Annotated in this window: 12 protein-coding genes; 8 read left to right on the top strand and 4 right to left on the bottom strand. The window is 59.3% G+C overall.

The window, feature by feature from the left end:
• Positions 1–172 precede the first annotated feature (172 nt).
• Both RTI30_RS08265 and RTI30_RS08260 read right to left on the bottom strand, forming a co-directional pair.
• Positions 173–529: a winged helix-turn-helix domain-containing protein gene (locus RTI30_RS08265; protein WP_312263028.1), complete on the bottom strand. Its 357-nt coding sequence runs from the start codon at positions 527–529 to the stop codon at positions 173–175.
• Between the two features lie 61 nt (positions 530–590).
• The gene (locus RTI30_RS08260) at positions 591–1,916 is read right to left on the bottom strand and encodes an MFS transporter (RefSeq protein ID WP_312283625.1); all 1,326 of its coding nucleotides are present in this window, start codon (positions 1,914–1,916) and stop codon (positions 591–593) included.
• Positions 1,917–2,353: 437 nt separating this feature from the next.
• Here RTI30_RS08260 and RTI30_RS08255 point away from each other — a divergent pair, with 437 nt between their 5' ends.
• Positions 2,354–3,031 (top strand): transposase, encoded by a 678-nt coding sequence (locus RTI30_RS08255; RefSeq protein ID WP_312263030.1) that lies wholly within the window; start codon positions 2,354–2,356, stop codon positions 3,029–3,031.
• Between the two features lie 170 nt (positions 3,032–3,201).
• On the opposite strand, the gene pgl is transcribed toward RTI30_RS08255, so the two are convergent.
• Together pgl and RTI30_RS08245 are read right to left on the bottom strand one after the other, a co-directional pair.
• On the bottom strand, positions 3,202–3,882 hold the full coding sequence (pgl, locus tag RTI30_RS08250; protein ID WP_312263031.1) for a 6-phosphogluconolactonase: 681 nt from the start codon (positions 3,880–3,882) through the stop codon (positions 3,202–3,204).
• Positions 3,879–4,598: a VIT family protein gene (locus RTI30_RS08245; protein WP_312263032.1), complete on the bottom strand. Its 720-nt coding sequence runs from the start codon at positions 4,596–4,598 to the stop codon at positions 3,879–3,881. Before RTI30_RS08245 ends, pgl begins: the two co-directional genes overlap by 4 nt.
• A 112-nt stretch (positions 4,599–4,710) precedes the next feature.
• On the opposite strand from RTI30_RS08245, the gene cysM reads away from it, so the two are divergent.
• The 7 genes from cysM to nagZ form a co-directional block, all read left to right on the top strand.
• Positions 4,711–5,595 carry a cysteine synthase CysM gene (gene cysM / locus RTI30_RS08240; RefSeq protein ID WP_312263033.1) on the top strand — a complete coding sequence of 295 codons (885 nt, stop codon included), beginning with the start codon at positions 4,711–4,713 and terminating at the stop codon, positions 5,593–5,595.
• Positions 5,596–5,597: 2 nt separating this feature from the next.
• On the top strand, positions 5,598–7,580 hold the full coding sequence (locus RTI30_RS08235; RefSeq protein WP_312263034.1) for a hypothetical protein: 1,983 nt from the start codon (positions 5,598–5,600) through the stop codon (positions 7,578–7,580).
• A gap of 3 nt (positions 7,581–7,583) precedes the next feature.
• Positions 7,584–8,267, top strand: a complete 684-nt coding sequence (locus RTI30_RS08230; protein ID WP_312263035.1) for a YdbL family protein — start codon at positions 7,584–7,586, stop codon at positions 8,265–8,267.
• Positions 8,268–8,285: 18 nt separating this feature from the next.
• Positions 8,286–9,608: a 23S rRNA (uracil(1939)-C(5))-methyltransferase RlmD gene (gene rlmD / locus RTI30_RS08225; RefSeq protein ID WP_312263036.1), complete on the top strand. Its 1,323-nt coding sequence runs from the start codon at positions 8,286–8,288 to the stop codon at positions 9,606–9,608.
• Positions 9,598–10,122: a L,D-transpeptidase gene (locus RTI30_RS08220; RefSeq protein ID WP_312283624.1), complete on the top strand. Its 525-nt coding sequence runs from the start codon at positions 9,598–9,600 to the stop codon at positions 10,120–10,122. Before rlmD ends, RTI30_RS08220 begins: the two co-directional genes overlap by 11 nt.
• Positions 10,123–12,201 (top strand): APC family permease, encoded by a 2,079-nt coding sequence (locus tag RTI30_RS08215; protein ID WP_312263038.1) that lies wholly within the window; start codon positions 10,123–10,125, stop codon positions 12,199–12,201.
• Positions 12,185–13,313 (top strand): beta-N-acetylhexosaminidase (gene nagZ / locus RTI30_RS08210; RefSeq protein ID WP_312274811.1); only part of this gene is annotated, 1,129 nt, incomplete at its 3' end. The genes RTI30_RS08215 and nagZ, both read left to right, overlap by 17 nt.

The raw sequence follows: 13,313 nt of genomic DNA, 5'->3' as shown, positions 1-13,313 counted from the left end.
CGCAACGAAGCAATTCGGCCACGGCAAAACCGCGAAAAGCTCTATCCACGGAGCCGTCAGACCAAAAAAGCGCCTCTTTCGGCGAGTTTTTCAACAGAATTCAGCGATAGCAGTCGTTCGCGCAAAATCATCTAAATAGGTACAACGCATAGCTATTAAATGTGTTTCAGGTTTATTGTAAAGAATCTTGCCCGTTTTTCTTTTGAGAAGGAAAATAGAGTCGATAGCCAACACCGTGAACCGATTGTATCCAGTCTTCAACACCATACTGTTCCAATTTTTTTCTCAATCTACACACGTAAACTGACAAAAAATTTGGGCACATTTCTCGTTCGGGAAAGATATCTCGATAAATTTCTTCAGATGGTATCACCTGCTCCCTATTTTCATACAGCATCAGAAAGATACGATACAGCTCTGCAGACATCTTTACGTGTTGACCATGAACAAAAATAAGACGTCCACTTTTATCAACGTGAATGATATCAGAATACTGAGCGTCGCATTTTTCCATGAGCATCTCATTCATCACCTGACTCTAAAAAGGGCACGGTAACCACCGTGCCCATCTAATTTTTGACTATCCTGGTTTAAACACTTGCCGTTGGGAGGACTACCGCGTCGGAAGACAGCGCATGATGCTCCCCGCCGATCTCTTCCAGTGTTTTTCCGCTTGGCTCGGGCAGAGTCAGCTTCGTAAGAATTACACCTAGTACCGACACGCCGGCAGAGAAGAGCATTGCTCCCTTGACTCCTCCAGCAGCACTAATGTATGGAAAAACAAAGGTACCAACAAAGGCCCCGAATTTGCCTATGCCTGCAGCCATACCATGTCCCGTGGTCCGAATACTCGTGGGGAATACCTCAGCAGGCATCACGAAGGTCGTGCAATTCGGCCCAAACTCGATGAAGAAAAAGCTGACACCATAGAGCAACAAAAAGGGCACGACTTCATCGGTAATCCCAGGAACCAAGGCGATTGCCGCAAATGCTGCCGCCATAACCCCGAAGCCAATCATTTGGAGACGCTTGTGGCCCACCGCATCCATGAAGAAGATGGAAGCCAGATAGCCGGGGATAGCGAAGATCGCAAAGATCATCAGTGCCCATGCGCTACCAGTGATGTTCGAGGAATTTGGTGCTACCAGTTTCAGGATCTCTGGGGTGGAAATCGCATTACCGTAAAAGGCGTAGTCATTGAGGAACCAAGCACCACCGGTGCCCAGGATGAGGATCAGATACTTGGGATTACTAAGCATTTGACCCAGACTGATACGGGAGGGCTTGAATTTTTTTTCGACCTTGGAAGTTACCTGTCCAGAGGAATAGGTCGCCATATCTTTGGCTGCCTCGTCAATATCACCGCGCACCAGCGCTTTGTACCGTGGGGACTCGGGCATCGTGCGGCGAAGATACAACACAGCCAAGGGGGGAAGCGCGCCTATGCCAAGCATAATCCGCCAAATGGAATCCGGCGGCAGGCCAGACGCTTCCAAAGTCAGGGCAACGACGGGACCAAAGGCAAGCCCCAGCCCTTGCATACCGAAAACTAGAGATGTTAGTGCACCACGCTTCTTGGCGTTGGCATACTCCGCCATTAGAACGGCACTCATCGGGTAATCACCCCCAATGCCGATACCTAAAATGACGCGGAAAACTAGTAGCCAGAGGAAGCTCGGCGCAAAAGCGCAGGCAAGGCCGCCGATGACCATGAGGAGCGCTTCCATGCCATAAATTCGCTTACGACCTACTACGTCGGCCAATCGACCAAAAATGAAGGCGCCGAGGAATGCCGCCACTAAGGAGATACTGCCCAAGAAGGCAATCTGAGTATCACCGAGGTGCCACTCGGGCTTGATGTACACCAATGCCGACCCGATGATGAACAAGTCGTAGGCGTCGGTGAAGAAGCCCATGCCCGCCGTGAAGGCAGCACGGAGGTGAAAAAAACTGATGGGCGCGTCGTTTAGCGAGTCTATGACGCCGAGTTTTGGTGGGTTGCTTGCGTTGCTTTCCATAGGATCAATCTCCTCTTCGTTAGGTACTACCAGCTACAAGTCTACAAATTGAATGTGACAGTATGATGAATCTTTTATGACAGTTTGATGACAGTGAGGGGGTGATTATCTGCAGCGAGCATAAAAATGGGTTTGTTCATCGTGCAGACCCTTCCCTGGGGTGCCGCAGTCAGCGTTCGCACTGCTACTCATAAGGCGTTCGTCCTTGCGGATGACGCGTGATTCGCGCCACCACAATTCACACCATGATTCTATGTCAATGGAATTGTAATATAAGAGCCTGCTGAAAAAGTCCGTGGTATAATGGGAAAAGCGGTGCGGTGGAGGTTGGAAAGATGCGTGGAGCCAAGGTAGAGACACAAGGGCTGTTCAGCTACCTTTCCCCGGAGCAGCGGGTGCCGCAAGACCACCCACTGCGGGCGATTCGGGCCATTGTGGATCGCGCTCTGGCGGAGATGGACAGTCACTTCGGCGTCGTATTCGCCACTTACGGTCGTCCCTCGATCCCGCCGGAGTTTCTCCTGCGCGCCTTGCTGCTACAGGTGTTTTACAGCATTCGCTCGGAGCGGCAGTTGGTCGAGCAGCTCAATTACAACCTGCTATTCCGCTGGTTTGTGGGCTTGGGCATGGTCGATGCGGTCTGGGTGCCCACGGTCTTTAGCAAAAATCGGGATCGACTGCTGGATCAAGGGAGCGTGCGAGAATTCCTCCACTTCGCGTTGGAACCCACCCGCCGTCAGGATCTGCGTTCCGATGCCACCGTCCAACTCGTGGACGATCTGGGCGGAACCCAGCACATCACCCTTGGTGCCGACAAGGGCTACGACCGCCACGCCGGCTACGCGATGAGCATCCACGTCCGTCGGCGCATCGAGTCGATCTTCGGCTGGATGAAGACGGTGGGCGGCATGCGCAAAACCCGCTTCCGGGGTTTAGACCGGGTGGGTATGCACTTCTCCTCGGCGGCCACCGCGTACAACCTGGTACGCGTGGCGCGACTCGGAGTGATCTGATGGGTTTCGCGCGCCTGGAATTCGCGAAATTGGCGAGAATGCCATAAAAATGACAAAAATGGCTCAAATATGGCCCATTATTGGGGGTTTTCCTCTCGGATTCGTCAATCCGAAAAGATTTTTCACGACTTTTTCAGCGACCCCGTAGGGGCGAGTTCCAACAAGTATACTCAACGCCCCCAAGCAGCGGCGTCGAGCCACACATCCGCCCCAGCGCCAAGGCGGGTGGCGGGGAGATCTTCGCCAGCGCGCCAGCGCGTAATAGCCGGTGCTTTGCTTGCACCCGTGACCGCAAAAAACAAGGCTCGGGTTTGCTGCAGTCTTGCCGCACTTAAGCTAACCCTATCCGCAGGTGGCTTGGGGCTGTTGTGGACTGGCAGGACGGCGGGCGCATCGGTGGCAAAGCCCACCTCCTGACCGGGAAAGAGGCTGGCACAGTGGCCGTCCTCACCCATGCCGAGCAATACCAGATCAAAGCGATGCCGCGGCAGAACGACGGCATAGGCCGCGGCGGCGGCTTCTGCACCCAGTTCTGCGGCAATGACGTGATGCTGCCCAAGTGGAATGGGCACATCCCCCAGCGCCGTGTTATTCACCAACGCGGAGTTACGCTCGGCATCGCCGGGAGGCAAACAGCGCTCGTCACCATAATATAGGTGCCAGTGCTGCCACTGCCCGCCATATCGCGGTAACCGATCATAGACAGCCCGGGGGGTATGCCCGCCAGCCAAGACCCAGTGGAAGGCCCCCCGTGCCGCGATGGCCTCTGCAGCCAAACGCGCAATTGCCGCTGCCAGCCGTTCTGCCAAGCGTTCTGCGTCGGGATACAGGTGCCATACGGGCGGGTTCATCCCACCGACGTCCCCAGTAGATGGCCGATCAATGTCGTGGCGAGCAGCGAGAGAGCACCCCATACGAGCACCCGCGCCGTGCCGCGCCCAATCGATGCCCCACCCGCCCAGGCCGCCAACGCGCCCAAACTAGCCAATAGCACCAGGGTCAAGACGTACAGAGTAGGCAGCAAGATTGCCGAGGGGGCGATTAGGACGGCGAGGATCGGAAATATCGCACCGACGGAGAAGGAGAGGCCGGAAGCTGCGGCGGCCTGCAAAGGGCGGGCTTGGGCGACTTCGGTCAGGCCGAGCTCGTCGCGGGCATGAGCGCCGAGGGCGTCGTGCGCCATGAGCTGGGCGGCCACCTGCCGCGCGAGGGCCTCGTCGAGCCCGCGACCACAGTAGATACGGGTGAGTTCGAGGAGTTCTAGTTCTGGATTTTTATGGATTTCCCGCGCCTCGATGGCCAAATCAGCGGCCTGGGTATCGGCTTGGGAACTGACGGAGACGAACTCCCCGGCGGCCATGGAAAAGGCGCCAGCCACCCAGGCCGCTACCCCGGCAAGGAGCAGGGCATGGGTATTCGCCTGTCCGGCCGCTACCCCGGTTAGGAGGGCGGCGGTGGAGAGTAGACCATCATTGGCGCCGAGTACGCTCGCGCGGAGCCAGCCAATTTGGGTGTGGTGATGATGCTCGTGGTGATGCACTGGCTGTACCGCGGCATTGCTACTCATGAACGTTCCCCTCCCTGCTCCCTAGTGTAGCCATGATAATGAGCAGCGGCCCTTGGGTCCATGCGGGGGCGGTGGTAGCCTAGAGTAAGCGATTATCCGAAGGAGTGGGCGCATGGCCGGATTGGCAGATTTTGTCGGTAATACTCCTCTCTGCGCCCTGCGGCGCCTGAGTCCCAAGCCGCAGGTGCAGATCTTTGGCAAACTCGAGGGCAACAACCCCGCCGGATCGGTAAAGGACCGTCCGGCCCTGAATATGATCCGTCGCGCCCTGGAGCGCGGTCAGATCCGCCCCGGCCAGCGCCTCGTCGAGGCCACCAGTGGCAACACCGGCATTGCACTGGCCATGGCCGCCTCGGTGGAAGGTCTGAAAATCACCTTGGTTATGCCCGAAAACATGAGTATGGAGCGGCGCCAGGTGATGCGCGCTTTTGGTGCCGAGATCGAACTCACTCCGGCCGAAGCGAGCATGGAAGGCGCCATCGATCGTGCTCGTGCCCTTGTCGCGGCGGGCGAAGCCATTATGCTCGATCAATTCTCCAACCCAGATAACCCGGAAGCGCATACCCGCAGCACCGGGCCTGAAATCTGGCGCGATAGCCGCGGCAAGGTCACCCACTTCATCTCGGCCATGGGCACCACCGGCACGATCATGGGCACTGGTCGCTATCTACGCCAGGTCAAGCCCGACATTCAGATCATTGGCGTGCAGCCCGCCGCTGGCGCCAAGATCCCCGGTATTCGACGCTGGCCGGTGGAATATCTGCCCAAGATTTACCAGCCGGGGATGGTGGATCGGATTTTTGACGTCAGCACCGAAGAGGCAGAAGAGATGACCCGGCGCTTGGCCCGCGAGGAGGGAATCCTGGCGGGTATCTCCTCCGGTGGCGCCGTAGCTGCCGCAGTCCGACTGGCAGCCGAGCTCGAGCAGGGCTACTTGGTTGCCATCATTTGTGATCGCGGCGACCGCTACCTCTCCACCGGGGTCTTCCCGGCCTAGGCATGCTTGCCCCAACCACGGTCCTGGAAATCAGCGCCGCCAGCATCCAGGGACCACAACTGCAACTGCAAAATCTGCGCATCCGCGCCCAAGGCCGCAGTCCGCAACAACTGCACTGGCAACTGCGCGGCGGCAAGTTGCAGGGGGCGGGAGCGCTGCACTGGCAAGCGGCCTCCGCGCAGGGGCAAACTGCCGACCAGCATGGACATTGGCAGCTGCGGCTGCAGTCGGCGCTGCAGGGAACAGAGCTCGGTAATCTGCAGCTCCAGTATCAGGGGAATATCGACAGCACCTTGCAATACGGCCAGATGCGTGGTCGCGTGCAGGGCAAGGAGCTCGGGCTTTGGCAAATACGCGGATCCGCTCTCGGAAGGGGGGGCTGGCGGGCCCAACTGGCCGGCAACGGTCCGGCGAATCTCATAGCGAGGCAGTTTCTGCCTGCCAACTGGCAACCCCAGGGTAATTTTGCAGCACAGCTGACAGCGCGGGGAGCAACGCTCACGAAGGTAAGCAGCGTGGGGCTACAGCTAGCTTTGCGCCAATTCCAGTTTGCCAGCCCGAGTGGTCTGCAGGCGGCGCAGAACGGGCAGCTCGACCTCGACGTGACGGCAAAACGCCGGCGCGGCGCTTGGGAAGGTCAGGCGCAGCTCCATTGCCCCCAGGGCGCCCTGCTCTGGAGTCCCTGGTACGTTAGCGTTGGCAGCTCTCCTCTGCGCCTGCAGGGAGATTGGCGGTATACGCCAACGGGCTGGCAGGTTACGCAGGCGCAATTGCACTGGCCACAGCTTGGCGATGCCCGTTTTGCTCTCCGCGGACCGATGGGCCGCGCGCCGCTCACCGTCGACCTCGAGAAGGCCACCCTGGCCCTCGGCCCCCTCTGGCAGATAGGGCTGCGCCCCTTGCTGCCCAACACCGGCCTCGCCCATCGCCTGCAAGCACAGGGCCGGTTGCAGCTCTCAGGCCGCTATGCCGGTGGTCTACAAGCGCTGCAATGGCAACTCAGCGACGGCGGCTTGCGCGATCCGGAGAAGCAATTTGCCTTGCATGACCTGCGTAGCCTCGGGCGCTGGCAACGCGGCGCGGGCGCGTCGCAGGCGCAGCTGCAGTGGCTGTATGGCCGTTTTTACGACATCCCCTTTGGTCCCCTCGACGCCCGTTTTTTGCTGCGCGCCAACGCCGCGCAGCTGACGACGCCAGCAGCGGTCTCGGTGCTGGGCGGACGCCTGCAGATCGAACGTCTGCGTGCCAACTGGCAAGGCAATTCGCCCAGTTTTGTCCTTGGCGGCGCCATCCGGCAGATCCAACTCGGCTCCCTCACCCACACCTTTGGCTGGCCCCATTTTACGGGCCGGCTGAGTGCGGTCATTCCTCGCTTGCTGTATCACAACGGGAACCTCGTCACCGATAGCGTTCTGCACGCCGACGCCTTTGGCGGCACGATCGACATTCACGGCCTGCAATTGGATGGCCTCTTCGGCCCTTCTCCGTTGCTGAAAACCAATATCGATCTGCGCGGCCTGCAACTCAAGCCTCTTACCGATGTCTTTCCCGTGGGTTACATCAGCGGGGTCCTGGACGGAAAAATCGAGCATCTGACCCTGCTCAACTGGCAGCCGGTGGCTTTTGATGCCCGGATCGCCACCCGCAAAAATCCAAAAATTTCACAGAAAATCAGTGCCGCTGCCATCGAAAAGCTCACGCGTCTGGGCGGCGGCGGCATCAGCGGCTTTGTCCAGAATATCTATTTGCGATTCTTTCGGGAGTTTGGCTACGCCCAGCTCGGTGCCGGCGTGCGTCTGCAAGACGGTATCGCCCATCTTTCCGGCGTCGCCAACGCTCCCCACGGCGGGTTTTACCTATTGAAAGGGCAAGGGGTACCCCAGGTGAATATCATCGGGTACAATCGACGTAGTAACTGGCAGGAGTTGCTGAGTCGCCTGCGCGCTGTGATGGAAGGAAAAACACCGGTTGCCACTGGAGATTGAAGCGTGATTGGGAACAGTATTCGTCGGGGTCTTGCAGCCCTTGCCGTACTCGCTCTTTCCCTGAGCTTGGCGGCCTGCGTCACGGTCAATATCTATTTTCCTGCCGCCGCAGCGCAGAAGCTGGCCGATCAAGTCGTCGATCAGGTTTACCACGCAGCGCAGCAAGGACGGGTGGAAATCGAGACCAAACCACAAGCGGCATCTCCTACGGCACCCAGCGCCTCGGCAGCGCCGAGTGCTTGGCAGCGCCCCAGCAGAAACTTCGGCCCCGAGCAGGTACTCGGCTATCTTGGTAATGCGGTGTTCCAGTCGGTGAGCGGCACCGCCCGCGCCGCTGCCGATCTCAATGCCTCGAGTCCCGCGGTGCAAGCGGCAAAGGCCAGCGTCGAGGCGCAGGCGCGGCAACTCGGCCCCTATTTTGCCAGCGGCGCCATCGGCTATACCAACGACGGCCTCGTCGCCCTGCGCGATGCTGCCGCCGTGCCGCTCGCTGAGCGCGCCTCTTTGCCCGGCCTGGTGAGCAGCTACAACAGCGCCTTGCAAAATCTCTACGCTCAGATTGCTAATGCCAATGGGCATCCAGAATGGTCCAGCCAAATTCAGGAGAGTTTTGCCAAGGCTTGGATTGCCAAGGCACCGGCAGGCTACTGGGTACAAGGCCCCAATGGGCAATGGCAGCGTAAATAGGCCTGCCCTCCACCTTCCATGACCAGACCCAAACCGATACGCGGCGTCCCGCCTCGTCGTCTGGCGATTACCTCGCTCGATGGTGACGGCGTTGGGGTCGGGCGCGACGAGGGTAAAGTCACCTTCGTGGCCGGCGCCCTTCCCGGCGAACTCGTGGAAGCGCAGGTGTACGAGGGAACCCCACGCTACGATCGCGCGCGGCTCTTGCGGGTTGAGCGTGCCAGCGCCCAACGCGTGCCGCCGCGCTGTCCCCATGCTGGGGTCTGCGGCGGCTGCAGCCTGCAGCACCTCGAAGTCTCGGCACAATTGGCGGTCAAGCAGCGGCATCTGGAAGAGCAGCTCTGGCAACTCGGCAAGGTACGTGCAGAGAGACTGTTACCGCCCATTGCCGGCCCCAGCTACGGCTACCGACGCAAGGCGCGGCTTTCGGTGCGGGTGCCGGCCACCCGTGGGGTACTCGTCGGCTTTCGCGAGTATCATTCGAGCTATGTTGCCGAGATGGAGAGCTGCGCGGTACTTGATCCGCGGGTCGGGGAGAGAATCCTAGACCTGCGTGCGCTTCTCGCCCGGCTGCAGAACCCACGCTGCATCCCGCAAATTGAGGTCGCCTGCAGCGATACCGTTGCCGCCCTGGTGGTACGACACTTGGAGGCATTGCCGGAGGAGGATAGGGAGCTGCTCGCGCATTTTGGTCGTACACACGGCCTGCAGATCTGGCTGCAAAGCGCCGGGCCCGACAGTCTGCAGTGCATCAGCGAAAAAGATCCCGAGCCCCTCTACTATGACCTCCCCGAATGTGACCTGCGCCTGCACTTTACCCCCTTGGTCTTTACCCAAGTGAATGCAAGCATCAACCCGGTATTGATCCGCCGTGCGCTAACCCTCCTTGATCCCCAACCTGGCGAAAAAATTGCAGACCTCTTCTGCGGGCTGGGGAACTTCACCCTGCCCATAGCCCGCTCTGGTGCCAAGGTCCTCGGCGTGGAAGGCGAGCGTCGCCTCACCAATTTGGCCAGTGCCAATGCCGCTGCCAATGGGCTTGCCGGGCAGGTGGAGTTCCGCTGTGCCGACCTGACCCAGGAATCCCTCGACGAGGTCCTGGCCGGCTATGCGGTACAAAAGCTCCTCATCGACCCGCCGCGCAGCGGTGCCATCGAGATTCTCAAGGGCGTCGGGCCCAATATTCGCAAGCTGGTCTACGTCTCCTGCAATCCCGACACCCTCGCCCGCGATGCCGGTTTTTTGGTACAGCAGCTCGGTTTTCGCTTACGTGCCGCCGGCATCGTCAACATGTTCCCCCATACCGTCCATGTCGAGTCCGTTGCCCTCTTTGAGCGTTGATTTGCCAATGCACTGGCTCTGGGTTCAACCCGGCCAGCAGCAGCTCTGGGAGATGTGCGCTGGCGAAGCGCTGCGCGTTTATCCCGTATCGACGGCCAGAGCCGGGCTGGGGGAAGAGCGCAATAGCGGCAAAACCCCCCGCGGCTGGCACTACATACGCGCCCGCATCGGGGAGGGCTTGCCCGCCGACGCCGTACTGCGCGGGCGCCGTTGGCGCGATGGCGAGCGCTGGCAGCCGGATAGCACCCACAGCGACCCCATTTTGGCGCGCATCCTCTGGCTTTGCGGCTTGGAGCCAGGCCGCAACCGCGGCGGTAACGTCGATACCTTCCGTCGCTATATCTACTTGCACGGTACCGGCCGCGAAGATCAGTTAGGGCAGGCTGTCTCCGCTGGCTGCGTGCGCCTTGCGCCCACAGCCATCATCGATCTCTTCCCGCGCTGCGGCGCGGGGCTACCGGTTCTCATCGGCGATACCCTCTCGTCTTTTCCCTGGCCGAACAGGAGTACCTGAATGGCACGTTTTCGTTTTCCTCGTTTCAAGCGCGCGGTCGATGTGTTCAATCCGCAGCTCTTCGAGAACCTCTCCCTGGCAGCCTTTCTTGCCTGGGTGGGTCTGGGCTCCGATGCTCTCTCCTCTTCTGCTTACGGTCCCCCGGAGATTTACTATGCTCTCAAGGGGCACGAATACCTCTCGGTACTGTTGGCGATTGGCATTCCCCTTTCGGTCTTTATCATTGCCGCAGGTTATAAGCAGGTTATTGCCCTCTTCCCCGAGGGGAGCGGTGGCTACCATACCGCCACCACCCTGCTTGGCCCCTTCGCCGGCCTCGTCAGCGGCTCGGCATTGATCGTCGATTACGTCCTTACGGCAGCAATCTCGGTGGCTTCGGGGACAGAGGCGGTACTCAGCATTCTGCCCCCCTACTGGTATCAGGAGCGTATCCTTCTCGACGTCGTCATCCTGCTCTTTCTAATATTGATCAACCTGCGCGGCATGAAGGAATCGATCAAGGTCCTCCTGCCCATCTTTCTTGCTTTTCTGCTCACCCATGCCATCGTCCTGGGTTGGGGCTTATTGAGCCATGCCGGGGATTTTCCTCACATTGCCGAGGCGACCATCCACGGCGCTCAAAAAGATAGCATGGAGTACGGATGGTTCTTCATTGCTGCTTTGGTGATGCGCGCCTTTAGTCTTGGTGGCGGTACCTACACCGGCTTGGAGGCGGTCGCCAACGGCGTACACATCATGCGCGAGCCCAGAGTACAGACCGGCCAACGCACCATGACTCTGCTCGCCAGCTCCCTGTCCTTGGTGGCCGGTAGCCTGATTTTTCTCTACCTGCTCTACCGCGTCGAGGCACACGGCGGCGAGACCCTCAATGCCGCCCTCTACCGCGATATCACCGGCAACTGGTTGGCCTTTGGCGTCAACTGGGGGTATTGGGTCACCCTCTTTACCCTGATTAGCGAAGGATTGTTGCTCTTCGTTGCTGCCAATACCGGTGTCATCACCGCGCCCATCGTCATGGCCAACATGGCCGTCGATCGCTGGTTGCCGGAGCGCTTTTCCTACCTCTCCGACAACTTTGTCTCCCGCAACGGCATTCTCCTCATCGGCTTTTCTGCCATCGCCATACTCCTTGCTACCCGAGGCCACGTACGGGTGCTAGTAGTGCTCTACAGCATCAACGTGTTCATCACCTTCACCCTTACCATGGCCGGCCTGAGCCGCCACTGGTTACGTCAGCGCAAGAGCGGCCAGCCTTGGTTGTGGAAGCTCACGGTCAGTTTCGTTGGGCTTCTGGTTACCGGAAGCATCCTGATCATCACCATCTTCGAAAAATTTGATGCCGGCGGCTGGTTCACACTGACGATCACCGGCGTCGTCATCATCGTTGGCTACTTCATCTATCGTCACTACCGCGCCATCAGCAAGCGCACCCAGGAACTGGACGAAACCATGCTCGACGTAGTTCCGGAAAACCTCGAGCCCGGCCCCGTGCTACCTTTGGATCCGCGAGCGAGCACGGCGGTATTCTTCGTCAATCGCTTCGACGGTGTTGGCCTACATACCCTGCTCACGGCCCATCGCATGGTGAAGGGCTTGGTGCACAATTATGTGTTCCTACTGGCCGGAATCGTGGGCCAGGGCGAGTTCAAGGGTATCGAGGCGGTGGAGCAACTCAAGGTCTATACCGAAGCGGAAGCCAACCAATATGTTGCCTACTGCCGCTCCCATGGCATGGCAGCCACTTGGTTTGCCACCTACGGCACGGATCGCATTCAAGCGATGGAAGATCTCGCCAATGCTGCCATTCGCTACTTCCCCAACAGCATCTTCTTTGCCGGACGGGTAATCGATTCGAGCCAACATAGTGCGCTCTGGGGGATTCTCCACGATGAGGTCTCGTTCATCATCCAAGATCGGCTGCAAAAAGATGGCTTCAGCATGATGATCGTTCCCGTGCATGTGCGCGGCATGCCAAGCAAGCTTCCCAACATCAACCTACCCATCGATATGGACAAGAGCATGCAGCTGGTGCAACCGGATGCCAAGGATAAGAGCGAGACGCATGAACACGCCGACTAAACTTCCCCTAGGCCCGCTGATGATCGACATTCCCGGCCCACAGTTACGGGCCGCGGATCGTGAGCGTCTATTACACCCCGCGGTGGGCGGTATCATCCTCTTCGCCCGCAATTGCGAAAGTGCCGAGCAAGTGCAGGAGCTCTGTACCGAAATCCATGCCCTGCGCGATCCCCAGCTGCTCATCGCCATCGACCAAGAGGGCGGACGAGTGCAACGCCTGCGTTCGGGAGTAACCCGCTTTCCGCCCCAAGCCAGCCTCGGACGGATGGCTGAGGGCGAAGGCCTCGATGCGGCCCGCGGTACGGCGGAGATCTGGGGAGAATTGCTGGGCTATGAACTGCGACAATTGGGCATCGATATCGATTTTACCCCCTGTATCGACCTCGATGCCGGTGTTTCCTCCGTCATTGGCGACCGCGCTTTGCATCGGGATCCCTTCCTGGTTGGCGAACTCGCCAGTCACCTCTGGCAGGGCATGGATCGCCAGGGCCTGACGGGGGTCGCCAAGCATTTTCCTGGGCACGGCAACGTTGCCGCCGATTCCCACCACGAGCTACCCGAGGATTCCCGCTCGCGCAGCGAGCTGGAAGAAGACTTGCGCCCCTTTCGACGCATGGTGGCGGCAGGCATCCCCGCCATCATGCCAGCGCATGTGCGCTACTCCGCCTGTGATAGTCTGCCGGCGGGCTACTCTTCCTACTGGCTGCAGCGATTGTTGCGCAACGAAATGGGTTTCACCGGGGTGATTGTCAGTGACGATCTCAGCATGGCAGGGGCATGCTTGGCGGGGGACATCGCTGCACGCGTCGATAGCGCCCTCGCTGCAGGTTGCGAATTACTCCTCATCTGTAATGACGAAGACGCCGCCAATCGGGCGATGCAGCACTGTAGCAATCAAAAACTGCCAAACTTTCGCCTGGAGCGGCTGCAGGGTCGACCCAGCCATCTCGACACCATGCGACTGGTCGCACACCGCCACTGCATCGAGCATTTATCCGAAAAATTCGGCAATCCCTGCATAAGTTCACAAACCTTTGGCACTTCTTTGGCGAGGGAGGAGTGCCATGCAGGTTCAACATGTCGGGTACCGGATCCGGGGGTTTTACCGGGTA

Origin of the sequence: Candidatus Igneacidithiobacillus taiwanensis (genome assembly GCF_031962545.1) — a bacterium.
Lineage (GTDB): Bacteria > Pseudomonadota > Gammaproteobacteria > Acidithiobacillales > Acidithiobacillaceae > Igneacidithiobacillus > Igneacidithiobacillus taiwanensis.
The sequence above is the reverse complement of the archived record's forward strand: the minus strand, read 5'-3'. Positions and strand labels throughout refer to the sequence as shown.

Bases quoted from the DNA above. Each gene is read 5' to 3' on its own strand.
- RTI30_RS08265 (WP_312263028.1), bottom strand. From the start codon at position 529: ATGAATGAGATGCTCATGGAAAAATGCGACGCTCAGTATTCTGATATC.
- RTI30_RS08260 (WP_312283625.1), bottom strand. From the start codon at position 1,916: ATGGGCTTCTTCACCGACGCCTACGACTTGTTCATCATCGGGTCGGCA.
- RTI30_RS08255 (WP_312263030.1), top strand. From the start codon at position 2,354: ATGCGTGGAGCCAAGGTAGAGACACAAGGGCTGTTCAGCTACCTTTCC.
- pgl (WP_312263031.1), bottom strand. From the start codon at position 3,882: ATGAACCCGCCCGTATGGCACCTGTATCCCGACGCAGAACGCTTGGCA.
- RTI30_RS08245 (WP_312263032.1), bottom strand. From the start codon at position 4,598: ATGAGTAGCAATGCCGCGGTACAGCCAGTGCATCACCACGAGCATCAT.
- cysM (WP_312263033.1), top strand. From the start codon at position 4,711: ATGGCCGGATTGGCAGATTTTGTCGGTAATACTCCTCTCTGCGCCCTG.
- RTI30_RS08235 (WP_312263034.1), top strand. From the start codon at position 5,598: ATGCTTGCCCCAACCACGGTCCTGGAAATCAGCGCCGCCAGCATCCAG.
- rlmD (WP_312263036.1), top strand. From the start codon at position 8,286: ATGACCAGACCCAAACCGATACGCGGCGTCCCGCCTCGTCGTCTGGCG.
- RTI30_RS08215 (WP_312263038.1), top strand. From the start codon at position 10,123: ATGGCACGTTTTCGTTTTCCTCGTTTCAAGCGCGCGGTCGATGTGTTC.